The 24,394-nt window shown below is 72.2% G+C and carries 19 protein-coding genes; 14 read left to right on the top strand and 5 right to left on the bottom strand.

The annotated features are described in order from the left end of the window. Positions 1-37 precede the first annotated feature (37 nt). Positions 38-1,018 (top strand): DNA-3-methyladenine glycosylase family protein, encoded by a 981-nt coding sequence (locus tag ACFY6S_RS28885; RefSeq protein WP_388827827.1) that lies wholly within the window; start codon positions 38-40, stop codon positions 1,016-1,018. A gap of 31 nt (positions 1,019-1,049) precedes the next feature. Here ACFY6S_RS28885 and ACFY6S_RS28880 read toward each other — a convergent pair whose 3' ends face one another. The 3 genes from ACFY6S_RS28880 to ACFY6S_RS28870 all read right to left on the bottom strand — a co-directional run bounded on the left by ACFY6S_RS28880 (position 1,050) and on the right by ACFY6S_RS28870 (position 3,915). Next, the gene (locus tag ACFY6S_RS28880; protein WP_388827824.1) at positions 1,050-2,360 is read right to left on the bottom strand and encodes a coenzyme F420-0:L-glutamate ligase; all 1,311 of its coding nucleotides are present in this window, start codon (positions 2,358-2,360) and stop codon (positions 1,050-1,052) included. Then, positions 2,357-3,313, bottom strand: a complete 957-nt coding sequence (cofD, locus tag ACFY6S_RS28875; RefSeq protein WP_388827821.1) for a 2-phospho-L-lactate transferase — start codon at positions 3,311-3,313, stop codon at positions 2,357-2,359. The genes ACFY6S_RS28880 and cofD overlap by 4 nt, the downstream gene beginning before the upstream one ends. 77 nt (positions 3,314-3,390) lie before the next feature. After that, on the bottom strand, positions 3,391-3,915 hold the full coding sequence (locus tag ACFY6S_RS28870; RefSeq protein ID WP_388827818.1) for a cysteine dioxygenase: 525 nt from the start codon (positions 3,913-3,915) through the stop codon (positions 3,391-3,393). A gap of 746 nt (positions 3,916-4,661) precedes the next feature. Between ACFY6S_RS28870 and ACFY6S_RS28865 the strand changes: the two genes are divergently transcribed. The 3 genes from ACFY6S_RS28865 to ACFY6S_RS28855 all read left to right on the top strand — a co-directional run bounded on the left by ACFY6S_RS28865 (position 4,662) and on the right by ACFY6S_RS28855 (position 10,651). Continuing rightward, positions 4,662-4,925, top strand: coding sequence for a WhiB family transcriptional regulator (locus ACFY6S_RS28865; protein WP_014046372.1), 264 nt, complete (start codon positions 4,662-4,664; stop codon positions 4,923-4,925). 342 nt (positions 4,926-5,267) lie between these two features. Next, entirely contained in the window at positions 5,268-9,077 is a 3,810-nt protein-coding gene (locus tag ACFY6S_RS28860) for a glycosyltransferase (protein WP_388827814.1), read from the top strand. Next, complete coding sequence (locus ACFY6S_RS28855; RefSeq protein WP_388827811.1) at positions 9,074-10,651, top strand: DUF5719 family protein; 1,578 nt, start codon at positions 9,074-9,076, stop codon at positions 10,649-10,651. The genes ACFY6S_RS28860 and ACFY6S_RS28855 overlap by 4 nt, the downstream gene beginning before the upstream one ends. A 66-nt stretch (positions 10,652-10,717) precedes the next feature. Here the strand turns inward: ACFY6S_RS28855 and ACFY6S_RS28850 are convergent, their stop codons facing one another. Further along, positions 10,718-11,146: a metallopeptidase family protein gene (locus tag ACFY6S_RS28850; protein ID WP_388828549.1), complete on the bottom strand. Its 429-nt coding sequence runs from the start codon at positions 11,144-11,146 to the stop codon at positions 10,718-10,720. A gap of 275 nt (positions 11,147-11,421) precedes the next feature. Between ACFY6S_RS28850 and ACFY6S_RS28845 the strand changes: the two genes are divergently transcribed. From ACFY6S_RS28845 to ACFY6S_RS28805, 9 genes are all read left to right on the top strand, one after another. Then, a complete protein-coding gene (locus ACFY6S_RS28845; protein ID WP_388827808.1) occupies positions 11,422-11,847 on the top strand; it encodes a DUF3499 domain-containing protein in 426 nt (141 codons plus the stop codon). Positions 11,848-12,041: 194 nt separating this feature from the next. Further along, on the top strand, positions 12,042-13,658 hold the full coding sequence (locus ACFY6S_RS28840; RefSeq protein WP_388827805.1) for an L-lactate permease: 1,617 nt from the start codon (positions 12,042-12,044) through the stop codon (positions 13,656-13,658). An 88-nt stretch (positions 13,659-13,746) separates the two neighbouring features. Continuing rightward, a complete protein-coding gene (locus tag ACFY6S_RS28835) occupies positions 13,747-15,111 on the top strand; it encodes a phosphomannomutase/phosphoglucomutase (protein ID WP_388827802.1) in 1,365 nt (454 codons plus the stop codon). A 539-nt stretch (positions 15,112-15,650) separates the two neighbouring features. After that, positions 15,651-15,833, top strand: coding sequence for a Trm112 family protein (locus ACFY6S_RS28830; protein WP_329067640.1), 183 nt, complete (start codon positions 15,651-15,653; stop codon positions 15,831-15,833). Between the two features lie 40 nt (positions 15,834-15,873). Beyond that, entirely contained in the window at positions 15,874-17,022 is a 1,149-nt protein-coding gene (locus tag ACFY6S_RS28825; RefSeq protein ID WP_388830639.1) for an SIS domain-containing protein, read from the top strand. 89 nt (positions 17,023-17,111) lie between these two features. Next, positions 17,112-18,281 (top strand): mannose-6-phosphate isomerase, class I, encoded by a 1,170-nt coding sequence (gene manA, locus ACFY6S_RS28820; RefSeq protein WP_388830636.1) that lies wholly within the window; start codon positions 17,112-17,114, stop codon positions 18,279-18,281. Positions 18,282-18,368: 87 nt separating this feature from the next. Beyond that, on the top strand, positions 18,369-19,316 hold the full coding sequence (locus ACFY6S_RS28815; RefSeq protein WP_388830633.1) for a cation diffusion facilitator family transporter: 948 nt from the start codon (positions 18,369-18,371) through the stop codon (positions 19,314-19,316). 225 nt (positions 19,317-19,541) lie between these two features. Beyond that, a complete protein-coding gene (ahcY, locus tag ACFY6S_RS28810; RefSeq protein WP_388830630.1) occupies positions 19,542-20,999 on the top strand; it encodes an adenosylhomocysteinase in 1,458 nt (485 codons plus the stop codon). Between the two features lie 177 nt (positions 21,000-21,176). Next, on the top strand, positions 21,177-21,791 hold the full coding sequence (locus tag ACFY6S_RS28805; protein WP_388830627.1) for a hypothetical protein: 615 nt from the start codon (positions 21,177-21,179) through the stop codon (positions 21,789-21,791). 22 nt (positions 21,792-21,813) lie between these two features. Here the strand turns inward: ACFY6S_RS28805 and ACFY6S_RS28800 are convergent, their stop codons facing one another. Next, positions 21,814-22,713, bottom strand: a complete 900-nt coding sequence (locus ACFY6S_RS28800) for an RDD family protein (protein ID WP_388830624.1) — start codon at positions 22,711-22,713, stop codon at positions 21,814-21,816. 157 nt (positions 22,714-22,870) lie between these two features. Here ACFY6S_RS28800 and ACFY6S_RS28795 point away from each other — a divergent pair, with 157 nt between their 5' ends. Next, complete coding sequence (locus ACFY6S_RS28795) at positions 22,871-23,878, top strand: stage II sporulation protein M (protein ID WP_388830621.1); 1,008 nt, start codon at positions 22,871-22,873, stop codon at positions 23,876-23,878. The last annotated feature ends 516 nt before the right edge of the window (positions 23,879-24,394 follow it).

Raw genomic sequence — 24,394 nt, 5'->3', positions numbered from 1 at the left:
GCCCCCCACCGGAAGGCGACCCCGTACGCTCGGTCCCGTGGCCGGCCGATTCACTCCCTCCTCCGCCCCCGACGGGTCCGCGCACGCCGCGAGCGTGCCGCGGCCCCGGGGGCTCGGTCGGCGCTGGACGCCGCCGGACGGCCCCTACGACCTCGGGCTCGTGCTGGGGCCGCTGCGCCGGGGGCCCGGTGACCCGACGTTCCAGGCCGGTGCGGGCGGGGTGGTGCGGCGGGCGTGCCGGACGCCCGAGGGGCCCGGGACGCTGCTCGTCGAGCGGCGCGGCGGGGATGTGGCGGCCGAGGCGTGGGGCCCGGGGGCCGAGTGGCTGCTCGAACAGCTGCCGGAGCTCCTCGGCGCCGCGGACGACCCGGACGCCTTCACCCCGCGCCACCGCGTCGTCGCGGAAGCACGCAGACGCCGGCCGGGGCTGCGGCTGTGCCGGACCGGACTGGTCCTGGAGTCGCTGATTCCGTCCGTCCTGGAGCAGAAGGTCACCACGATCGAGGCGTACCGCGCCTGGCGGCTGCTGGTGCGCGCGCATGGCGAGCCCGCGCCGGGCCCGGCCGGCGAGGGGCTGTACGTGATGCCCGACGCCAGGACCTGGGCCCTGATCCCGTCCTGGGAGTGGCACCGGGCGGGCGTCGACTCCAAGCGCTCGGCCACGATCCTGCGCGCCGTGCGCGTCGCGCGCCGGATGGAGGAGGCCGCGACGATGGCGCCTGAGCAGGCCGCCGCCCGGCTGGAGCTGATCCCCGGCATCGGGCCGTGGACCTCCGCCGAGGTGGTCCAGCGGACCAACGGCGCCCCCGACGCCGTCACCGTCGGCGATTTCCATCTGCCCGGCATCGTCGGGCACGCCCTCGCGGACGACCGGGACGCGGACGACGCGGCGATGCTGGAACTCCTCGCGCCGTACGAGGGCCAGCGCCACCGCGCCGTCCGGCTGATCCTGCTCAGCGGTCGTCTCCCGGCCCGGCGCGCGCCCCGGATGGAGATCAGGAACATCGCGCGCCTGTGAGCCGGCCGCCTGAACGGGCCCCCGTCCGCCCTCAGCGCACCTCGATGAAGCTCTCCGGCGACCGTGCCGGACGCTCCTTCGGCGGCGCCGCCGCCCGCCCCACCGCGACCGCGCCCATCGGGTCCCAGTGCTCCGGCAGCTCCAGCGCTTCCCGTACGACCTCGCGGCAGAACATGGTGGACGAGACCCACGCGGAGCCCAGCCGCTCCCCGGCCAGCGCCACCAGCAGGTTCTGCACGCCGGCACCCGCGGCGACGACGAACATCTCGCGCTCCGCGGTGTCGCGCCGGGCGTCGCCGTAGGTGTGCGAGCCGTCCATCACCAGACACGGCACCACGAGATAGGGCGCCTTGCGCAGGACGTCGCCGCGCCGGACGCGCTTGGCGATCGACTCCTCGGACTTGCCGTCGCGGCGCAGATCGGCGATCCAGGCGTCGCGCATCGCGTCCAGCAGCCGGGTGCGGGACGCCTCCGACTCAAGCAGGACGAAGCGCCAGGGTGTCGTGTGGTGCGGGGCCGGCGCCGTGACCGCCGCCGCGACCGCCCGGCGGACGGCGCCCGGGTCGACCGGATCGTCGGTGAAGTCGCGGACCGTGCGCCGCTGGGTCACCGCTTCCCTTACGGCCTCGGAGGTGCCGAGCCGGAACATGTCGTCGGCCGCGACCCGCACCAGCGCGCGGGCGCCCGGCTCGGCGGCTGGGTCGCCCGGCGCGACGAGATGGCCCAGCCCGCTCACCACCGCCACCGGCAGATTCCCGGCCTTGCCCTTCACCAGGTCACCGGCGGCGGCCAGCTCGTCCGCGAGCGCCACGACCGTGGCGGACAGCGGATTGCCCTGCGCGTCCGTGCCGCCGCGCAGATCGTCCAGGACCCGTACGCCCGCAGCGCCGATCGCGACATCGGTCAGCCCGCTGCGCCAGGGCCGGCCGAAGGTGTCGGTGACGATCACACCGACCTCCACCCCGAGCGTGTCCCGCAGGCCGTCCCTGATCGCCCGCGCCGACGCGTCCGGGTCCTCGGGCAGCAACAGGATCGTGCCGGGCGCGGTGTTGGAGGCGTCGACCCCCGCCGCGGCCATCACCAGGCCCTGCCGGTTCTCCACGATGCGCAGGGTCCCGCGCCGCGCGACCACCCGCACGCTCTCCGCGTCGATGGCGGCCTCGCGGTCGGTCGCCTCGACGATCCTGCCCTCCGCCTTGGAGACGATCTTCGAGGTGACCAGCAGGATGTCCCCGTCCACCAGTGCGGGACCGGCGCTCGCGATGAGTTTGGTGAGGTCGTCCCCCGGGCGGACCTCCGGCAGCCCCGGCAGGGCGCGGACCCGGTACGAGGGCGGTGTCATGCCCGTACCTCCTCGGCCAGCGCCAGCGCCTCGCGGGCCATCGCGGCCGTCGCGGTCACGTCCGTCATCATCAGCGGGACCGCGCGGCTGCGGATGCCCGCGCTCTCGATGCCGGGCACGGCGGCGGCGTCCACGGTGTCGACCAGCCAGCCGTCGAGCAGCCCCGAGCCGTAGTGCAGCGCGACCGCCGACGCCGTCGCCTCGACACCGATCGCGGCGAGCACCTTGTCGGCCATCCCGCGCACGGGCGCGTCCCCGACGATGGGGGAGAGCCCGACGACCGGGACGCCCGCCTCGGCGATGGCCTCGCGGATGCCGGGGACGGCCAGGATCGTACCGATGCTGACCACCGGGTTGGACGGCGGGAAGAGGATGACGTCGGCGGCGGCGATGGCCTCCAGCACGCCGGGCGCCGGCTTGGCCTGCTCGGCGCCGACCGGGACGATCGCCTGGGCCTCCACGGACGCCCGCATCCGTACCCAGTACTCCTGGAAGTGCACGGCCTTGCGCTCGCCGTCCACGTCGACGGCGACATGCGTCTCGACGCGGTCGTCGGACATCGGCAGCAGCCGTACGCCGGGGTTCCAGCGGGCGCAGAGCGCCTCGGTGACGGCGCTCAGCGCGTAGCCGGCGCCCAGCATCTGCGTACGGACGATATGGGTGGCGAAGTCGCGGTCGCCGAGGCCGAACCACTCGGGCCCCACGCCGTAGGCCGCGAGTTCGCTCTTGACCTGGAACGTCTCGTCCGTACGTCCCCAGCCCTGCTCCTCATTGATGCCACCCCCCAGGGTGTACATCACCGTGTCGAGGTCGGGACACACCTTCAGCCCGAACAGATGGATGTCGTCACCGGTGTTGCCGATCACCGTGACGTCCGCGTCAGGCGCGGCCTGTTTGAGGCCGCGCAGGAAACGGGCGCCGCCGATACCGCCGGCCAGAACCACAATGCGCATGGCAACAGTGTGTCAGCCGAAGGCAGTCCGCCGCCCGGCGGTGGTCGCGGGGCGGCGGGCGGCCGGCGCCCGTTCCGTCAGGCGGGTACGGCGTTCCCGTCGGCCGCGGCGAGGTCCGGGGCCGAGGCCCGGACGGCCGCCGCCGGACGTGTCGGCATCTCCGTCAGCCCCGGGTAGTAGATGTGCAGGCTCACCGCGGGCTCCAGCGCGTCATTGACGACCTCGTGGGCGTGACCGGGGGCCAGGACCCGCTGCGCACCGGGCGCCAGGACGCGGTCGCCGTGCCGCGAACGCTCCGTCAGCCGTCCTTCGAGCACGGTCAGTACGCCCGACGACCCGCCGTGGTCGTGCGGGTCGGTGCTCTGCCCCGGCACCCAGGAGAGCAGCCAGACCTCGTAACCGGGGCCGGTGCGCAGCCGGTGGTACCAGCGGCTGAGGGCGTCGTAGCGGACCAGCGGCGCCCACTGGTCCCGGTCGGCGGCGAGAGTGCGGGCGAGGCCCGCGAATTCCGCCACGGTCACCGGGTGCTCCCGGGCGGGCTGGAGGAGATGCGGGACCTCAAGAAGGTCGCCGGCGATCTGGAGGTCGCTGTCGCTGTTCATGGGGCGGTGGTTCCTCGGGATCAGGAAAGTGCGAGGGGTACGGGGACGCGCCCGGGCGTCGGGCACGCCGGGTGTCGTACACGCACGGAAAGGACTCGGTTCGACCGGCTGGGTTCAACCGGCTGGGTTCGATCGGCTGGAGGCAGTGGGCCGTCAACAGCTGGAACAGCAACAGCGAGCCTGGACAGCGCTGCGGAATCCACGGACGTGGGTCGCGGTCTGCGAGGCGTTGGCTGGCATGGAGACCAAGGTTCCGAATCCAGTCCCGGATGTCAACTCAATGACCGGTTTGGCGGTAATTCTTCACCTCATTCGGTCGCTCGGGCGGAAGGGAGGTTTGCGTATCGACGGTCCGGGACACATGGGGCAGCGACCGTGCGCGCAAACGCCTTCGCTCCTCCCGGCCGGGAGCGTGATCCGGAAATGTGATCCGGGTCGCTTCCCTGTTCGGTTGCGCAACAAGGGTGGAGTTCACGACGTCTCCCTTGTTGAGATGGGCGGGCTTGTCGAGGATGTCGAGCTTGCGGAGAGGAGGCCGATGCGGGCAGGCCAGTGGCATGTGTCAGATTTTTGGTGATTTGCACACTTTCCGCATACGCTTGGTTCCGCAGAGTGAATACCGGGGGCAATAGCAGAACTCGGCTTGACCCACCCAGACCACGCACTTGTAATTTCACTCGTGTCGTTCGGCCGAACTCGACAGCGGCCACACCCACGGGGACGCAATAGACAGACGAGGGGCGCACATGACCGAGCTGTTCCAACAACTGCTGGTCGAGGACGCGGACGAGGAACTCGGCTGGCAGGAGCGCGCCTTGTGCGCCCAGACCGATCCCGAGTCCTTCTTCCCCGAAAAGGGCGGTTCCACCCGCGAGGCCAAGAAGGTCTGCCTCGCCTGCGAAGTCCGCTCCGAATGCCTTGAGTACGCCCTCGCCAACGACGAGAGATTCGGAATCTGGGGCGGGCTTTCCGAGCGGGAGCGGCGTCGGCTGAAGAAAGCCGCGATCTGAACCGGCCGGGCACAGGGCCAGGGCCCGTTCCCGGTCCGCTCGCCCACCACCCGCGTTCCGGCCCGCGCGTCGAACCGACCCGGCGCCGGCCCACTCCGGCCCACCGGCCGGCGGCCTCTCGGCCCACCGGCCCCGCTGTTAGGTAGAACACGGTCCGCAGCCCGCGCTTTCCCGCAGGCGGCGGACCGTTGTTGCTTCCGGCCACGCCCGTCCCGTACCCCCGTCGGCGTCATCGGGCGACCGGGCGCCCGGTGTCCGTTCCTACCGTTAGTGTGGGGCCCCGTCCGAGACGCTCCTACGCCCCTTCGGGGCGACCCCCCGGCCGGAGGGCCCGCCACCTCAATGTCCCCCACCACAGCCGCGTTCGTTCCCGCCACCGCCCCCGAGTTCCCGCGGCACGTCGTGACCGCGGTGCTCGTCTCCCATGACGGCGCGCGCTGGCTGCCCGACGCCCTCGCCGGGCTGCTGGGCCAGGAACGCCCCGTACAGAACGTCATGGCAGCCGACACCGGCAGTGCCGACGAATCCGCCCAACTGCTCACCGAGGCGCTCGGCGACGACCATGTGCTGCACCTCGCCCGCAGGTCCGGCTTCGGCACGGCGGTCGACGAGGCCGCCCGCCTCGCCGGGGTGCTCACCCCCGACGAACTGCCGTATCTGAGACGGCCGGGCGGCTGGGACCCGGTCACCAAGACCTGGCAGGACGAGAACTACAACCTGCCCGAACTCCCGCACGGCGAACCGGTGCAGTGGCTCTGGCTGCTCCACGACGACTGCGCGCCCGCCCCCGACGCGCTGGCCGAACTGCTGCGCGTCGCCGACTCCGACGAGTACGCCGCCGTCGTCGGCCCCAAACTCCGCGGCTGGTACGACCGCAAGCAGCTCCTCGAAGTCGGCGTCTCCATCGCCAACAGCGGACGCCGCTGGACCGGACTCGACCGGCGCGAACAGGACCAGGGCCAGCACGACCAGGTCCGCACCGTGCTGTCCGTCTCCAGCGCCGGCATGCTCATCCGCCGGGACGTCTGGGACGAACTCGGCGGCTTCGACCGGGCGCTGCCCCTCATGCGCGACGACGTCGACCTGTGCTGGCGCGTACACGCCGCCGGCCACCGCGTCCTCGTCGCCCCCGACGCCGTCCTGCGGCACGCCGAGGCATCCGCCCGCGAGCGCCGCACCGTCGACTGCGCGGGCCGCTCCGTCGTCAACCCGCACCGCGTCGACAAAGCCGGCGCCGCCTACACGATGCTCGTCAACGCGCGGGCCACCGTCCTGCCGTACGTCCTGTTCCGCCTGGTCATCGGCACTCTGCTGCGCACCCTCGCCTACCTCGTCGGCAAGGCGCCCGGGCAGGCCGTCGACGAGGTCATGGGCCTCTTCGGCACCCTGCTGCGGCCCGGACGGATCGTCAGCGGCCGCAAGCAGCGCGGCAAGGGCGTCGTGGAGGCGGCCGAACTGCGCCCCCTCTTCCCGCCCGCCGGCGCCACGATCCGCGTCACGGTCGAACAGGTCGCCGCCAACCTCGGCGGCGACGCGGACTCCGACACCGGCGGCTCGCGCCACGGCGCCGTCGAGTCGGGCCCCGGAGGCGACGACGCCGACTTCATGGAGGTCGAGCAGTTCGCCCGGCTGAAGAAGCTCGTCCACAAGCCGGGCCCGGTTCTCTTCGCACTCCTGCTGCTCGTCTCGGTCGTGGCCTGCCGGGGCCTGTTCGGCGGCGGCGCGCTCGCGGGCGGGGCGCTGCTCCCGGCACCCGCCGACGTCTCCGACCTGTGGTCCCGGTACGCCGACAGCTGGCACCCCGTCGGCACGGGGCTCACCGACACCGCGCCGCCCTACCTCGGCGTGCTCGCGGCCCTGTCCGCGCTGTTCCTCGGCTCCACCGGCTTCGCGCTGACCCTGCTGCTGGTGTGCTCCGTACCGCTGGCCGGGGTCACCGCCTACTTCGCCTCACGGCCCCTGGTGCCGTCCCGGCTGCTGCGCGCCTGGGCGAGCGTCGCCTACGCCTTCCTGCCCGCCGCCACGGGCGCCCTGGCCACCGGGCGGCTCGGCACGGCCGTACTCGCCGTCCTGCTGCCGCTGATCGCCCGCGCCGCCGTCTCCGCGTACGGCATGCGCGAAGGGGCGCGCGGCGAGAACCGCGGCAGCTGGCGCGCCACCTGGGCGTACGCCTTCCTGCTCACCTTCGCGATGGCCTTCACCCCGGTCGTCTGGCCGGTGGCGGCGGTGCTCGCCGTGGGCGTCCTCGCACTGCGCCGGGCCGACCTCAAGGCGTACGCGCCGCGCGTGCTCGCCGCGCTCGGCACACCGCTCCTGATGCTCGCGCCCTGGTCGCTGTCGCTGCTCTCCGACCCGGCCGCCCTCTTCCGCGAAGCGGGCCTCGAATTCGGCACGGGCTCGGCCTCCGCGCTCGACCTGCTCGGCATCAGCCCCGGCGGCCCGAAGGCGGCCGGCGGCGTCCTGATGCTCGGCGTCGTGCTGGCCGCGCTGGCGGCGCTGCTGCGCGCCGAGCGGCAGTTCGCGATCCGTACGGCCTGGACCGTCGCGCTGACCGCGCTGGTCTTCGCCGTCCTGTCCAACAACTCCGGCTGGGCCGGGCCCGCCACCCTGCTCTACGGACTCGCGCTGATCGCGGCGGCCGTGCTCGGCGCCGACGGCGCCCGGATCCGGGTGGCCGAGCAGAGCTTCGGCTGGCGCCAGCCCGTGGCCGTGCTCATCGCCGCCGCCGCCGGCCTCGGCCCGCTGATCGTCGCACTCGGCTGGATGTTCGGCGGCGCGACAGGACCGCTGGAGCGCCGCGACCCGGTGCAGGTGCCCGCCTTCGTCGCCGAGGAGTCCGTCACCCGTGACCAGCCGCGCACCCTGGTCCTCGGCGGCACCTCGGCGGCCGAGGTGTCGTACTCCCTGGTCCGCGGCTCCGGCGCGCGGCTCGGCGACGCCGAGCTGACCGCCTCGGGCGGCGGGGACGCGCGGCTCGACAAGATCGTCGCCAATCTGGTCGCGGGCTCCGGCGCCGACCAGACCGACCAGCTCAGCGGATTCGCGATCCGGTACGTCCTCGTACGGGACGGAGCCCCCCGGCAGACGGGCCGCGTGCTGGACGCCACCCCGGGCCTGACCCGGCTCAGCCAGCTGGACGGCAGCGCGCTGTGGCGCGTGGACCGGCAGATCTCGCGGGCCACCATCGTCGACGGCAAGGGCGAGGGCGAGCCGCTGGCCGTCGCGTCCGAGCCGGTCGAGGCGCACACCAAGATCCCGGCGGGCGCCTCCGGGCGGACCCTGCGGATCGCGGACCGCGCCGCCGAGGGCTGGCAGGCCACGCTCGACGGCAAGATCCTCACGAAGAAGACCGTCGACGGCTGGGCGCAGGGCTTCGAGCTGCCCGCCGAGGGCGGCACCCTCGACCTGACGTACGAGGAGCCCTTCACCCACACCGTGTGGATCTGGACGCAGATCGCGCTCGCCGTCGTCCTGCTCGTGCTCGCCCTGCCGGGGCGGCGCCGGGAGATCGACGACGACCTGCCCGAGGAGGCGCTGGACATCCCGGAGCAGCCGGGCTCGGGCGAGGGACGCCGGGCGCGCAGGCTGCGCGCGGCGGCCGAAGCGGCCGAGGCGGCCCAGGCGGCCGAATCGGCGGAGTCCGAGGCGGCCTCCGCACCGGCCCCCGAGGGCGCCGGGACCCCGTCGGCCGACTCCGCGTCGGGTGCTCCGCGGGCGGAGTACGACACCGGGCAACAGCCCCCCGTCCCGCCGGGGCCCGATGCCTCCGGCGCGCCGGAGGAGGCGTACGGGGCCGTGCCCCAGCAGCCGGCGTACGACGAGTGGGACTCCCGCTCGTACGCGGGCGCGGAGTACCCGCCGCAGGCCGGGCAGTACGGCGAGGACCAGTACCAGCAGCCCTACCAGCAGCAGTACGCCGCCGACCCGTACCAGCAGGGCGATCACCAGCAGGGCGACTTCCCGCAGGGCGAGTACCCGCAGGGCGAGTACCCGCAGGACCAGTACCAGGCCGACGCCCCGTACCGGCAGGACGGGCAGCAGGGGTACGACGCGCCGCCCTACGACCCGTACGGCTACGCCCAGCAGCAGCCCTACGCCGACGGCCCCGAGAACGAACCGCGTCAGCGCCCCGACGGGAGCAGCAACCAGTGAACCGTACGAGCCTCTCCCTCCTCGCGGCCGCCACCGCCCTCGCCGCCATCACCGGATTCGCCTCCATGACCGCTCCGGCAGCCGGTGACCCGGCGGCGGCCGGAACACCCGCGCGGCTGCCGGTGGAGCGCACCACCCAGCTCTGCCCGGCGCCGAGCCTGTCGGAGGTGGCGGAGACGACGTACACCTCCGTCACGCCCGCGGGCAAGGGCGGAGCGGACCGCGAGGCGGGCGAGGAGGAGGGCGGATCGGCCGAGCTGAAGAAGTCCACCGTCACCCTGGCGGACGCCGCCGACGCGGACGCCGGGGACGCCGCGCAGGACGACAAGAAGCGGGACGACGCGAAGAAGGACGCGGCGAAGGAGAAGCCGTTCGTCGCGCTGAAGGAGCCGGGCACGCCCGTCACCGTGGAGGCGAGCGGCGCCGAGGTCCCGGCCCTGGTCGGCGTCGCGACCGGCAGGTTCGCCCCCGGCTGGACCACCCAGCAGACCACCGCGGTGAGCGTGGGCGACGCGCGCGGCCTGCTCGGCATGACCTGCACCGCGCCGGACACCGACTTCTGGTTCCCCGGCGCGAGCACCGAGCGCTCGCGCCAGGACTACGTCCACCTCACCAACCCCGACGACACGGTGGCCGTCGTGGACATCGAGCTGTACGGGAAGGACGGCGTGATCAAGTCGGAGGCCGGCGAGGGCATCCCGGTCCCCGCCAGGTCCACCGTCCCGGTGCTGCTCTCCACCCTGACCACCGAGGACGCCCCCAATGTGACCGTCCATGTCACCACCCGTACGGGCCGGGTCGGCGCGGCGGTGCGCGCGGAGGACAGCGCGGGCGGCAGCGACTGGCTGGCTGCCGCTTCGGACGCCGGGAACCGCCAGGTGATGCCGGGCATTCCGGCGGACGCGACCGATGTGCGGCTGGTGGCGTTCGCCACCGGCGACGGCGACGCGGACCTGAAGGTGCAGCTCGCGGGCGCCGACGGCACGATCACCCCGGCCGGTTACGAGACGCTGCACGTCAAGTCCAGGATGACGGCGGCGCTCGACCTGTCCGACATCACCAAGAACGAGGCCGGTTCGCTGATCGTCAGCCCGGCCGAGGGCAGCCGCCCGGCGCCGGTGGTCGCGGCGCTGCGCGTGGTCCGGGGCAAGGGCGACAAGCGGGAGATCGCCTTCATCCCGGCGACCGGGCCGATCGCGTCACGGGCGACCGTGGCCGACAACCGCGCCAAGGGCTCGACGCTCTATCTGACCGCGCCGGGCGAGGCCGCGAAGGTCAAGGTCACGGCCTCGGCGGGCAGCGGGGGCGGCGAGGCGAAGGTGGAGACGTACAGCGTCAAGGCCGGGACGACCCTCGGCGTCCAGCCCCCGCTGCCCACCGGGCTGAAGGGGTCGTACGCGCTCACCGTGGAACCGGAGTCGGGCGGTCCGGTCCACGCGGCGCGGATGCTCGCGCTGCCGGAGGACGGCATTCCGATGTTCACGGTGCAGACGCTGCCGGACGACCGGGGGACCGTCTCCGTACCGAAGGCCAGGGAGGACCTGTCGATCCTGGACAACGGGAAGCAGCGGTAGCGGGAAGCAGCGGTACGGCGGGGCCCGCGGGTCCGGGCCCCGCGCCGGCCTCTCCGGCCGGTGGGCTCACTCCTGCCCGTACCGGGGGTCGACGGACTCGGGCGCCAGCCCGAGCAGCTCCGCGACCTGCTCGACCACGACCTCGTGGACCAGCAGCGCGCGCTCGTCGCGGTTCTTGGAACGGATCTCCACGGGCCGCCGGTAGACCATGATGCGCGCCGGGCGGTCCTTGGCCGCCGGGACCGAGCTGCCGAGGGGAACGGTGTCCTCCAGCGTCTCCGGCACGTCCAGGACCAGGAAATCGACATCGGACAGCTGGGGCCAGCGCCGCTCCAGCCGGTCCACGGAGTCCCGCACGAGATCGCGGAAGGACTCCGAGCGGCTGACCGAGAGCGGCACCTGGGGCGGCGCGACGGGACCGCGCATACCGCGGCCGTGCCGGTCGCGGCGGCGCGGTCCCTGCTCGGCCGGGCGGGGAGGTACGGGACTGTCCATCACTGACGCAGGGTAGCCCCCTCCGGGATCTCGATATCGCGGCCGGTGCCCCCCTCGCTCGGCATGTCGCATATTGAGCATTCCGGCCAAGCTTGGGCTCGCTTCCCTACGCCCCCGCGATCACCGATCTCGCCTTCAATGATGGGTTTTGTCCCAAGTGGCGACCGTGTCACGGGGCGTCGCCGCTCTGTCACGCCGCTTTCCGCGCAGGTCAGGGCAGTTGATTCCGGCCAACTCGGGTGGGGGGCCGTGCCGCGACACGGGCGGGTGACGTGGTGGCGAGTCGTCGCGGCCCGCTCAAGAGTGCGGTACCGTCCAACATCGTGAGCCCTGTACGTCGCTGTTCGCGCACCGCGTGCGGCCGTCCCGCCGTCGCGACACTGACGTACGTCTATGCCGACTCGACCGCGGTCCTCGGCCCGCTCGCCACCTACGCCGAGCCCCACTGCTACGACCTGTGCGCGGAGCACGGCGAGCGGCTGACCGCTCCGCGCGGCTGGGAGGTCGTCCGCCTGACGGACGGCTCCGCCCCGTCCCGTCCGAGCGGGGACGATCTCGAAGCACTCGCCAACGCCGTCCGCGAGGCGGCCCGGCCGCAGGAGCGCCCGTCGCCGGGCGGCGGCAAGGGCGCGCGCGGCGGAGACCCGGTGGAGGTCGGGCGCCGGGGGCATCTGCGGGTGCTGCGCTCACCGGAGTCCTGACGGTTCGCTCCACGGCCGGCCCCGCCCCGACGGCGGGGCCGTTCTGACACCCGGCGAACCCCGCGCACCCGGTCCCGGATTCTCGTGATCGGTCACGGATCCCGCACGACCCATTGACCGACCTTGTCGTGCGCACGACCATTCTTCCACCGGTGAGAGATCAGTTTCCGTATCGCGGAATCCGGAGGACCGTCGTGTTCGTACAGCAACTGGAACCCGTCGCCGACTCGCTCGCGCTCTCCGCCCTCGTCGCCGCGTTACCACTGGTGACCGTACTGATCCTGCTCGGCGCCGTACGGATGAGAGCCCACCTCGCCGGCATCACCGGGCTCGCCGTCGCCGTACTCGTCGGCTGGCTCGTCTTCGCCATGCCCCTCGGCCAGACCCTCTCGGCCGGCGCGCAGGGCGCCCTCTTCGGGGTCTTCCCCATCATGTGGATCGTCGTCAACGCCCTCTGGGTCTACCGGATGACGGTCCGCACCCAGCACTTCGACATCCTGCGGCGCTCCTTCGGACGCCTCTCCGACGACCCCCGCATCCAGGCCCTCGTCATCGCCTTCTGCTTCGGCGCGCTCCTGGAGGCACTCGCCGGCTTCGGGGCGCCCGTCGCGATCAGCGCGGTGATGCTGGTGGCACTCGGCTTCGACCCGGTCAAAGCCGCCGTGGTCGCGCTCGTCGCCAACACCGCCCCGGTGGCCTTCGGCGCCATGGGCACACCCGTCGTCACGCTCGCCCAGGTCACCGGAGTGCCCCTGGACACCGTCGCCTCCGTCGTCGGCCGGCAGACACCGCTGCTCGCCCTCGTCGTACCCCTCGTCCTGGTCTGGCTCGTGGACGGCGGGCGGGGCGTACGCGAGACCTGGGGGCCCGCGCTGGCCTGTGGAGTCGCCTTCGCCGCCGCGCAGTTCATCGCCTCCAACCACCTCTCCGCCCAACTCGCCGACATCGCCGCCGCGCTGGCGGGCGCCGCAGCGCTCGTCGCCCTCCCCGCCGCCCGCAGGCCCGCACCCGAGCCCGTACGCGCCTCCGTGCTCACCGGCGTACGCAGCGACGACCTGGACCAGGACGACGCGCGCGGCCAAGTGCTGCGCGCCTACGCCCCGTACGCCCTGATCGTGGTGATCTTCTCGATCGCACAGATCCCGCCGGTCAAGGAGACGCTCGCCCGGGCCACGCGCGTCTTCGACTGGCCCTTCCTCGACGTCGCCGACGCGGCCGGCGACCGCGTCGGCGCCAACGTCTTCTCCCTGCCGCTCGTCGCCACCGGCGGCACCCTCGTCCTGCTCGCCGGCCTGCTCACGGCCGCCGTGCTCCGGGTACGGGCGGCGGACGCGGCACGCGAGTGGGCGGCGACGGTGCACGAACTGCGGTACGCGATCCTCACCGTCACCTCCGTACTCGCCCTCGCCTACGTCATGAACCTGTCCGGACAGGCCGCCACCATCGGCCACTTCGTCGCGGCGGCGGGCGCGGGCCTCGCCTTCCTCTCACCGATCCTCGGCTGGTTCGGCGTCGCGGTCTCCGGCTCCGACACCTCCGCCAACGCTCTCTTCGGCGCGCTCCAGGTGACGGCGGCGGGCGAGTCCGGCCTCTCGCCGGAACTGCTCGCCGCCGCCAACAGCTCCGGCGGGGTGCTCGGCAAGATGATCTCGCCGCAGAACCTGACCATCGCCTGCGCGGCGGTGGGACTGGCGGGCCGGGAGGGCGACCTGCTGCGCAAGGTGCTGCCGTGGAGCCTGGCGCTGCTGCTGGTGATGTGCCTGATCGTGCTGGGCCAGAGCACGGCGGTGCTGGGCTGGATGCTCCCCTAGGGACGCCGCGCTCCCGCCGGGCCGAATGGGACGACCGCCCCCGCCGCGGGTAGTTTGACGACCCCGCAGTGCAAGCAGCTCAGGAGGGTTGGCCGTGGCCGATTTGGCGCAGATCGTGAAGGCGTACGACATCCGCGGGCTGTACCCCGACCAGCTGGACGACCGGCTCGCGGAACTGTTCGGCGCGGCCTTCGCCGAGGTCACCGAGGCCGAGGCGATCGTCATCGGCCACGACATGCGGCCCTCGTCGCCCGGACTGGCATCGGCCTTCGCCCGGGGCGCCGTCGCGCGCGGCACCCACGCCACGATCATCGGGCTCTGCTCCACCGACCAGCTGTACTTCGCGTCGGGAAGCATGAACATCCCCGGCGCGATGTTCACGGCGTCGCACAACCCCGCGCGCTACAACGGCATCAAGATGTGCCGCGCCGGCGCCGCCCCGGTGGGCCGGGACACCGGACTGGCCGAGATCCGCGCCCTGGTCGACCAGTGGCTGACCGAGGGCGCCCCACCCGCGGTCACCCGCCCCGGAACCCTCACACAGCGCGACACGCTGAACGACTACGCCGCCTGTCTGCTGTCCCTGGTCGACCTCTCCGCGATCCGCCCCCTCAAGGTCGTCGTCGACGCGGGCAACGGCATGGGCGGCCACACCGTCCCGACCGTCCTCGGCGGCCTCCCGCTCGACATCGTGCCGATGTACTTCGAACTGGACGGCACCTTCCCCAACCACGAGGCCAACCCCCTCGACCCGAAGAACATCGTCGACCTCCGGGCCCGCGTCCTCGCCGAAGGCGCCGACCTGGGCCTCGCCTTCGACGGCGACGCCGACCGCTGCTTCGTCGTCGACGAGCGCGGCGAGGGCGTCTCCCCGTCCGCGATCACCGCGCTCGTCGCGGCCCGCGAACTCGCCAAGCACCCCGGCGGCACCGTCATCCACAACCTCATCACCTCCTGGTCCGTCCCCGAAGTCGTCGAGGAACACGGCGGCACCCCCGTACGCACCCGGGTCGGCCACTCCTTCATCAAGCAGGAAATGGCCACCACCGGAGCCGTCTTCGGGGGCGAGCACTCCGCCCACTACTACTTCCGCGAGTTCTGGAACGCCGACACCGGCATGCTGGCCGCCCTGCACGTCCTGGCCGCGCTCGGCACCCAGCCCGGCCCCCTCTCGGAACTCGTCTCCTCCTACGACCGCTACGTCGGCTCCGGCGAGATCAACTCCACCGTCGCCGACCAGGCTGCCCGCACGGCCGCGGTCCGCGAGGCGTTCGCGACGCGCGACGACGTCACCTTCGACGAACTCGACGGTCTGACGGTGGCGTCCACGGACTGGTGGTTCAACCTCCGCCCGTCGAACACGGAACCGCTGCTGCGACTGAACGTGGAGGCGCGGGACGAGGCGACGATGGCGCGGATCAGGGACGAGGCGCTGACCCTGATCCGCGAGTAGCGGCGGGGCCGCCGTTGGCGGCGGGGCCGCCGTTGCGGGTTGTCGGCGGGGGGCGGTGGTCGGGTGCGGGTGGGGTCCGGGGTTCCCGCAGGGTCCGCCTGGCGGCGGCGGGGTGCGGCGGGTGCGGCGGGTTGTTGGCGGGGGCCGGTGGTGGGGTGCGGATGGGGTCCGGGTGTCCCGCCGACCGCCCACCACGTGACGCCCGCACACACCCACCCACCCCTCACCCAAGGCGGTGGTGGTGCGGGCCCGCCGGGCGGGAGGGGGTCGGGGGCGCAGGAGGTGCGTGTCCGGACAATAAAGCGTGATTTGTGGCGCATGACGCACCCGCAGGAGCACGACGACCCGCACGCGCCGTAAATCATGCCGTCCGGACATGCGCCTCCGGAGCCTCCGGCCCCCGCACCACCACGGCGGCCCCGCACCACCACCCACCGCACCCCCCACCCCGTACCCCCACCACCAGACACCCGCGCCCGACCCGTGGCGACCGGCGGTACGCTGACGTGGCCCGATCCACATGTCGAAGGGACACCCCCATGCCGCTCGAAGCCGGTCTCCTGGAGATCCTGGCCTGCCCGGCCTGCCACGCCCCGCTCAGCGACCAGACCGCGGCCGACACCCCCGAGCTGGTCTGCACGGGCGAGGACTGCGGCCTGGCCTACCCCGTACGGGACGACATCCCCGTACTGCTCGTGGACGAGGCCCGCCGCCCCGCGTAAACGCCCCCGGCCAGACCCCGCCCAACGGAGGTTGAACCCCATGCTCGACGAGTCGCTGCTCGACGCCCCCGACGAGCTGACCCGCGCCGACCGCCTGGGCCTGCTGCGCGGCGCCGCGGAGGCGGGGGCCCGGGTGCGCACGGCGCTGCGGAACGCCGCCGAGGCGGGCGTGACCCGGCTCAGCCCCGAGGGCCGCCCCCGCGCCGTGCTCATCGCGGGCTCCGGCGCCGCCGCGGCCGGCACCGCCGATCTGATCGCCGCGCTGGCCGGGCCCGCCGCCCCGGTCACGCGGCTGCACCCCACCGGTGTCGCCCCGGCCGCCGGGGCGCTGCGCTGGGCGCTGCCCGGCTGGGCCGGTTCCGTTGATCTGCTGCTGATCGTCACGACCGAGGGCACCGAACCCGGTCTGTCGCTCCTCGCCGACCAGGCGTACCGCCGTGGCTGCACGGTCGTCGCCGTGGCACCGCGGGAGTCGCCGCTGAGCGAGTCGTTGGGCGGCTCGCGCGGCCTGCTGGTGCCCATGGCGATGGCTCCGTACGAGCAGTACGAACACGACGACGCGAACGAGGGCGCCGCCGCGCCCGGTTCGCTGTGGGCGCTGCTCGTACCGCTGCTCGTGCTCCTGGACCGCGCCGGTCTGCTCACGGCGCCCGTCGAGACGCTCCAGCTGGTCGCCGACCGGCTGGACAGGGTCGCCGAGCGTTGCGGGCCGGCGGTCGGGACGTACAGCAACCCGGCCAAGACGCTCGCCGCCGAACTCGCCGACAGCCTTCCGCTGATCTGGACGGAGGGGGCGGCCGCGGCCCCGGCCGGACGCCGGTTCGCCGCCGTACTGGCCGAGTCGACCGGTCGGCCCGCGCTGGCCGCCGAACTTCCCGAGGCGATCCCGGCGCACGGCGCCCTGCTCGCGGGCGACTTGGCGGGGGGAGAGGCGGGCCAGGACGACTTCTTCCGCGACCGGGTGGAGGAGCGACAGGCGCTGCGGGCCCGGATCGTCCTGCTCAGGGACCGTCCGGCGGGCGGACTGACCGCCGCGCCCGCGGCTCGCGAACTCGCGCTGGGGCACGACACGGCGATCAGCGAACTGGAGCCCGAGGAGGGCAGCGAGCTGGAAGCGCTCGCGGAGCTGATCGCGGTCACCGACTTCGCCACGGTCTATCTGGCGCTCGCGGGCGGCACCCCCGCCTGACCTGCGCCGCCACCGCAGAAGCAGAATCAGGACCAGTACCCGCGCACGCCGCGTCCACGCCGCGTCACCCCGTACAAGGAAGCTCACCCATGGACCGCCTCTCCAACACCGTGCGCCCCTACGCGTGGGGTTCCACGACAGCCATCCCGGAGCTTCTCGGCGACACCCCCACGGGCGAGCCGCAGGCCGAGATGTGGATGGGAGCCCACCCGGGCGCCCCGTCGCGCCTCGACCGGGGCGGCAGCGGGGGCGAGCACGCCCTCTCCGACCTGATCGACGCCGACCCCGAGGCGGAACTCGGCGCGGCCACGGTGGCGAAGTTCGGGCCCCGGCTGCCGTTCCTCCTCAAGATCCTCGCGGCCGGCTCCCCGCTCTCCCTCCAGGTCCACCCCGACCTGGCCCAGGCGAAGGCGGGTTACGCGGACGAGGAGAGCCGGGGTGTGCCCATCGACGCGCCCCATCGCAACTACAAGGACGCCAACCACAAGCCCGAACTGATCTGCGCGCTCACCCCCTTCGACGGGCTGTGCGGTTTCCGCGCGCCGGACGAGGCCGCCGGTCTGCTGGCGCGGCTGGACGTCGACTCGCTCAAGCCGTACGTCGATCTGCTGCGCGCCCACCCCGAAGAGGCCGCGCTGCGCGAGGTGCTGACGGCTGTCCTGGCCGCCGACCCGGTCGAGATGGCTGCGACGGTCACGGAGACCGCCGCGGCGGCGGAACGGCTCGGCGGCGACTACGCGCCGTACGCGTCGATCGCGCGCCACTACCCGGGCGACCCCGGCGTCATCGCGGCCATGCTGCTCAACTACGTGCGGCTCCAGCCCGGCGAGGCACTCTTCCTCGGCGCGGGTGTCCCGCACGCCTATCTCAACGGTCTGGGCGTCGAGATCATGGCCAACTCGGACAACGTGCTGCGCTGCGGCCTCACCCCGAAGCACGTCGACGTACCGGAACTGCTGCGCGTCGTACGCTTCGAAGCGACGGAGCCCGGTGTGCTGCGCCCGGAGGCGTCCGCCTCGGGCGAGGAGCTGTACGAGACGCCCACCGACGAGTTCAGGCTCTCCCGCTACACCCTCGCGCCGGGCGGCGCCCCGCGTGATCTGACGGTCGGCGCGCCGCAGATCCTGCTCTGCACGGCGGGCGCGCCCCACGCGAACGGCACCGGGCTGGCCCCGGGCGGTTCGGTGTTCGTGCCGGCGGGCGAGAAGACCGAACTGTCCGGTACGGGAACCGTCTTCCGCGCCACAGTGGTGGTCTGAGACACCGCCTTCATCCGCTGCTGCAACAATGTCCCGCCGTACGGCGGCGCCAGGGCCGCAGACAGACGAAGGGACACCCACGCACTCATGAGCGCGTCCGGCGGAACCAAGGCGATCGTGGCGGCGCTCGGCGCCAACCTCGCGATCGCGGTAGCCAAGTTCGTTGCGTTCGCCTTCAGTGGCTCTTCGTCGATGCTCGCGGAGGGGGTGCACTCCCTCGCCGACTCCGGCAACCAGGGGCTGCTGCTTCTCGGCGGCAAGAAGGCCAAGCGCGAGGCCACACCGGAACACCCCTTCGGCTACGGCCGTGAGCGCTACATCTACGCCTTCCTCGTCTCCATCGTGCTGTTCTCCGTCGGCGGCATGTTCGCCATCTACGAGGGCTACGAGAAGATCAAGGAACCGCACGCCATCGAGTCCTGGTACTGGCCGGTCGGGGTGCTCGTCTTCGCGATCATCGCGGAGTCGGTCTCGTTCCGCACGGCCATCAAGGAATCCAACGTCACGCGCGGCACGCAGTCCTGGAAGGAGTTCATCCGCCGGGCCAAGGCCCCCGAGCTGCCGGTGGTGCTGCTGGAGGACTTCGGCGCGTTGATCGGTCTGGTGCTCGCGCTCGGTGGCGTGGGCGTCGCGCTGGCCACGGGCAACGGGATCTGGGACGGCATCGGCACGCTCTGCATCGGTGTTCTCCTCATCGTGATCGCGCTGGTGCTCGCCGCCGAGACGAAATCGCTGCTCCTCGGCGAGTCCGCGGGCGCGGAGGACGTGAGGAAGATCAAGGCGGCGGTCGTCGACGGCGATGTCGTCACCGGCATCATCCACATGCGTACGCTCCACCTCGGACCGGAGGAGCTGCTGGTCGCGGCCAAGATCGCGGTGGAGCACGACGACACGGCCGCCGAGGTCGCCGAGGCGATCAACGCGGCGGAGGCCCGTATCCGCGAGGCCGTGCCGATCGCCCGGGTGATCTACCTGGAGCCGGACATCTACAGCGCGTCGGCCGCCGCGGCCGGGAAGAACCCCGCCAAGGACTGATCCCGCGGGCGTTCGGCTGTGGGTCGCCGGGCCGGTCGGTGTAGATTCGTGATCAGAGCCAGACGTCGCTGCTGATGGCGGTCGGGCGGCCCGCGTGCGGACCGGCCGAGGGAGAGAGGGCCTCCGACGGACTGCGCCGCGAGCGCTCGGGCATTCGTATGCCCGACGCCGCAGAGCCGGCCGTACGCATCCACCCTCGACCCCCTTCACGAGGAGCAGCACGTTATGACGACTGTCGCCAACCGACAGGACTACAAGGTCGCCGACCTCTCGCTCGCCGAGTTCGGCCGCAAGGAGATCACCCTCGCCGAGCACGAGATGCCCGGTCTGATGTCCCTCCGCAAGGAGTACGCCGCGGCGAAGCCGCTGGCCGGTGCCCGGGTGACCGGCTCCCTGCACATGACCGTGCAGACCGCCGTCCTCATCGAGACGCTGGTCGCCCTCGGCGCCGATGTGCGCTGGGCGTCCTGCAACATCTTCTCCACCCAGGACCACGCCGCTGCCGCCATCGCCGTCGGTCCGAACGGCACCCCGGACGACCCCAAGGGCGTCCCGGTCTTCGCCTGGAAGGGCGAGACGCTGGAGGAGTACTGGTGGTGCACGGAGCAGGCCCTGACCTGGCCGAACACGCCCACCGGCGGCCCGAACATGATCCTGGACGACGGCGGTGACGCCACCCTGCTGGTGCACAAGGGCGTCGAGTTCGAGAAGGCCGGCCAGGCTCCCGACCCGGCCACCGCGGACAGCGAGGAGTACGCCTGCATCCTCCGCGTGCTGAACCGCACCCTCTCCGAGAACCCGCAGAAGTGGACGCAGCTCGCGTCCGAGATCCGCGGTGTCACGGAGGAGACCACGACCGGTGTCCACCGTCTGTACGAGATGCAGCGTGATGGCGTCCTCCTCTTCCCGGCGATCAACGTCAACGACGCGGTCACCAAGTCCAAGTTCGACAACAAGTACGGCTGCCGCCACTCCCTGATCGACGGCATCAACCGCGCCACCGACGTCCTCATCGGCGGCAAGGTCGCGGTCGTCTGCGGTTACGGCGATGTCGGCAAGGGCTGTGCCGAGTCGCTGCGCGGCCAGGGCGCCCGCGTGATCATCACGGAGATCGACCCGATCTGCGCACTTCAGGCGGCGATGGACGGCTACCAGGTCGCCACCCTCGACGACGTCGTCTCCATCGCGGACATCTTCGTCACCACGACGGGCAACAAGGACATCATCACGGCCGCCGACATGGCCAAGATGAAGCACCAGGCGATCGTCGGGAACATCGGCCACTTCGACAACGAGATCGACATGGCCGGCCTGGCGAAGATCGACGGCATCGTCAAGGACGAGGTCAAGCCGCAGGTCCACACCTGGACGTTCCCGGACGGCAAGGTCCTCATCGTCCTGTCCGAGGGCCGCCTGCTGAACCTGGGCAACGCGACCGGCCACCCCTCCTTCGTGATGTCCAACTCCTTCGCGGACCAGACCCTGGCCCAGATCGAGCTGTTCACCAAGCAGGAGGAGTACCCGACCGACGTCTACGTGCTCCCCAAGCACCTGGACGAGAAGGTCGCCCGCCTCCACCTCGACGCGCTCGGTGTGAGGCTCACGACGCTCCGCCCGGAGCAGGCCGCCTACATCGGCGTCCCGGTGGAGGGCCCGTACAAGCCCGACCACTACCGCTACTGATCCAAGAGGCCGCGGCCTCTCAGTAACCGCGCCGGAGAACAGGCCCCCGCACCCCCGTGGCGGGGGCCTGTTCCGTCGACGGCGGAGCGACGCGGCAGTGATCGGGCGTGCCCGCGATCAGATGCGCCCGCGATCAGCCGCCGAAGAACCGACGACCCGAAGGACCCGAAAGCCCCCATGCCCCGCGGCCGCTATTCGCTTCACGATCCGCACGATCACACCCCCCTCGGCGACGAACACTTCCACTGCGCGCCGGGCCCCTCCGGCTGGCGCTATGTCTCCCAGATCACCACTCCCTCCGGCGACCACGCGGGCTCCGTCGATCTGGCCCTCGACGAACTCGGCCGCCCCATCCGCCTGCAACTCCACGCCGCGAGCTGGGAGATCCGTGGCGCCGCCCTCGACGGCGTCACCTGGGTCCGTACCGACCCCACCGGCGTTCATGCCACAGAGGGCAATGTGCGCGCCCATGCCTTCTCCGGCACCTCCCCCGCCTTCCTCGTCGCGACCGCCCGACTGCTGCGCCTCACCCCCGCTTCCCCCGCGACGCGCGTACGCCTGGTGGCGTTCACGCACCCCGTTCTGGCCCCCCGGACCGTGGATCAGTCCTGGGCGCTGGTGAACAGTGAAGCGCACGCCACTGACAACGGCCCGCTGACCGTGGACGAGTACCAGGTCAACGCCCTGGACACCGGGGAACAGCACACGGTCCACCTCGCCGGGGACGTGGTGCTCTCGGCCCCCGGCATCGAACTCGAAGACCTCGAATCCCCGCCGTCGACCCTGCCCTGACCACCCCGGCCCGGGCGGGCATTTACGCCGGCGGAACGAACCCGGTGGCCGGCGGCGCACCGGCATCCGAGACGGGGCCGGCCGCGGTCGGGGGAGAAGCCGCAGCGGCGGTGGGGGCAGTGGGGCCCGGCACGGCGAAAGCCGCCGGAGCAGCCTTGATGCCCGGTTCCGGCGGGGTGCCGAAGGCGCGCCGCGCGTCCCTGGCCTGCCGCTCGTTCAGTACGGCAGCCAGATAGGCGTCCGCGGGCACTCCCGGGGGCACCGGCGCCCCCGTACGCGCCGCCAGGTCGCTCGCGAGCCGCTCGGCCATCGACCGGCCGACCGAGGCGTCGAGCTGGGTCATCCGAGTCAGGTACTGGCGCACCGCGAGCCACAGATCGTCCGGCACGGCGGACAGGTCCAGCTCCGTGAACCGCCCCACGAGCCACGGCGGGGGCGGCGGAACCGTGGCCGGCAGCGATGCCGGAAACCGCTCCCGTACCACCAGCGTTCCGGCGAAGACATCCCCGATCCGCCGGCCACGCGCCGATACCAGCGACGCGACGCACGCGATGACACCGAAGGTCATCAGCAGCTCGACCACACCCAAGGCGCCGCGCACGAGCGCGTGCCGGAACCGTATGGGCCCGCCGTCGTCCCGCACGACCCGCAGCCCGACGGCCATCTTCCCCAGTGAGCGACCATGGCTGAGCGTCTCCACCGCGATCGGCCCGCCCACCAGCACCAGCAGGAACGTCGCGATGGACAGAGCCGCCACCGCCGCGTCGTCCAGTGAACTCGTCGCCACCGCGATTCCTATCGTCACCAGCAGATAGACCGTCCAGACGACCACCAGATCGATCACCAGGGCCAGAGCCCGGCTCGGCAGCTTCGCCGGACGGAGTCCCAGTACGACCGCGTCGCCCGTCACAAGCTCATTCACCGGTGCCCACCCTTCGCCGACCTTCCCCGCCCATGAACACCTCAGTCTGCCAAGCTGACCGACAGCGCGCCGCAGTAGTGCGGTCAGTGCGGTAGTGCAGTCAGCAGTGCGGCGGTGCGGACCGTCCGCACCCAGATGCCTGGAGCGGCAGCCGACCATGGATCTCGATGTCTTCGTGACAGCCCACCAAGCCGAGTGGGACCGCCTGGAGCAGTTGCTGCGCCGGGGCCGCCGCCTCACCGGCCCCGAGGCGGACGAACTCGTCGCCCTCTACCAGCGCACCGCGACACATCTGTCCCTGATCCAGTCCAGCGCCCCCGACCCCTTGCTCACCGCCCGCCTCACCCAGCTCGTCGCGCGCGCCCGCGCCACCGTCACCGGCGCGCGCCGCGCGGGCTGGCGGGACGCCGCGCGCTTCCTCACGGAGGGCTTTCCCGCAGCTGTGTACCGCTCGCGGCGGTGGTGGATACCGACGGCGCTTCTCTCCACCCTGGTGGCCGTGGTGATCGGCTGGTGGATAGCCGCGCACCCCGAGATCCAGTCGGCGATCGCCGCCCCTGACGAGCTGCGCAGGATGACGCGCCCCGGCGGGGAGTACGAGACGTACTACTCGAGCCATCCGGCCGCGTCCTTCGCGGCTCAGGTCTGGACGAACAATGCCCAGGCCGTGGCCATGTGCCTGGTCCTGGGCGCTTTCCTCTGCGTTCCGGTGATCTGGATCCTCTTCGTCAACATGCTGAACCTCGCGGTCGGCATCGGACTGATGTCTGCGGCCGGCCGCCTCGACACCTTCCTCGGCCTGATCCTTCCGCACGGTCTGCTCGAACTGACGGCGGTCTTCGTCGCGGCCGGCACGGGCCTGCGGCTCGGCTGGACGGTGATCGACCCCGGCCCGTACAGCCGCCGCACCGCCCTGGCCCAACAGGGCCGGGCCTCAATGGGGATGGCAATCGGGCTCGCCCTCGTGCTGTTCGTCTCGGGTGTGATCGAAGGCTTCGTGACACCGTCCGGGCTGCCCACCTGGGCGAGGATCGCCCTGGGCATCGCGGCCGAAGTGGCCTTCCTGGCGTACGTCTACATCCTGGGCGGCAGAGCGGCCCGCGCCGGTGAGAAGGGGGACGTGGAGGCGGCGGACCGGAGCGCCGAGCTTCCGGTGGCTGCCTGATGTGCGCTCGGCATCCCGGACCTGTTAGTCTCCTCTTCGCCCCACAAGGACCGTTGACACGGGTGGCGTGGGGAGGTAGATTTGAACGGTTGCCTCGGAGTTGGACAAGCCCCGAGTGCGGAAGTTAATCTCTACGAGAGTCTCGGTGGAAATCGAATTTCCTGCCGAACTCCTTCGATTCGACTATCAAACCTCACAGCCGGTCAAACGGCTCGAATGGCTTCTGATAAAGTCGGGTCCGTCGAAAGACAAAAGGCCAATCCAAAGGCCATCAGAATTCTTGAGGCAGAACACGCCGAGTGAGTCTGATAGAGTCGGAACCGCCGGAAAGGGAAACGCGAGAGCGAAGAACTGGAAAGCGAACCCCGCTCCGACGGGGAATCGGGCACGAAAGAGTCTGATAGAGTCGGAAACGCAAGATGGAAACAAAACAAAGAAACACCGAAGGGAAGCGCCCGGAGGAAAGCCCGCGAGGGTGAGTACAAAGGAAGCGTCCGTTCCTTGAGAACTCAACAG

It is taken from the genome of Streptomyces sp. NPDC012835 (genome assembly GCF_042900885.1).
Classification (GTDB): domain Bacteria; phylum Actinomycetota; class Actinomycetes; order Streptomycetales; family Streptomycetaceae; genus Streptomyces.
Note: the sequence above shows the minus strand (reverse complement) of the source record. Positions and strands in the feature narration are given on the sequence as shown.

Bases quoted from the DNA above. Each gene is read 5' to 3' on its own strand.
- ACFY6S_RS28880 (WP_388827824.1), bottom strand. From the start codon at position 2,360: ATGACACCGCCCTCGTACCGGGTCCGCGCCCTGCCGGGGCTGCCGGAG.
- cofD (WP_388827821.1), bottom strand. From the start codon at position 3,313: ATGCGCATTGTGGTTCTGGCCGGCGGTATCGGCGGCGCCCGTTTCCTG.
- ACFY6S_RS28870 (WP_388827818.1), bottom strand. From the start codon at position 3,915: ATGAACAGCGACAGCGACCTCCAGATCGCCGGCGACCTTCTTGAGGTC.
- ACFY6S_RS28865 (WP_014046372.1), top strand. From the start codon at position 4,662: ATGACCGAGCTGTTCCAACAACTGCTGGTCGAGGACGCGGACGAGGAA.
- ACFY6S_RS28860 (WP_388827814.1), top strand. From the start codon at position 5,268: ATGTCCCCCACCACAGCCGCGTTCGTTCCCGCCACCGCCCCCGAGTTC.
- ACFY6S_RS28850 (WP_388828549.1), bottom strand. From the start codon at position 11,146: ATGGACAGTCCCGTACCTCCCCGCCCGGCCGAGCAGGGACCGCGCCGC.
- ACFY6S_RS28830 (WP_329067640.1), top strand. From the start codon at position 15,651: ATGCCGCTCGAAGCCGGTCTCCTGGAGATCCTGGCCTGCCCGGCCTGC.
- ACFY6S_RS28825 (WP_388830639.1), top strand. From the start codon at position 15,874: ATGCTCGACGAGTCGCTGCTCGACGCCCCCGACGAGCTGACCCGCGCC.
- manA (WP_388830636.1), top strand. From the start codon at position 17,112: ATGGACCGCCTCTCCAACACCGTGCGCCCCTACGCGTGGGGTTCCACG.
- ACFY6S_RS28815 (WP_388830633.1), top strand. From the start codon at position 18,369: ATGAGCGCGTCCGGCGGAACCAAGGCGATCGTGGCGGCGCTCGGCGCC.
- ahcY (WP_388830630.1), top strand. From the start codon at position 19,542: ATGACGACTGTCGCCAACCGACAGGACTACAAGGTCGCCGACCTCTCG.
- ACFY6S_RS28805 (WP_388830627.1), top strand. From the start codon at position 21,177: ATGCCCCGCGGCCGCTATTCGCTTCACGATCCGCACGATCACACCCCC.
- ACFY6S_RS28795 (WP_388830621.1), top strand. From the start codon at position 22,871: ATGGATCTCGATGTCTTCGTGACAGCCCACCAAGCCGAGTGGGACCGC.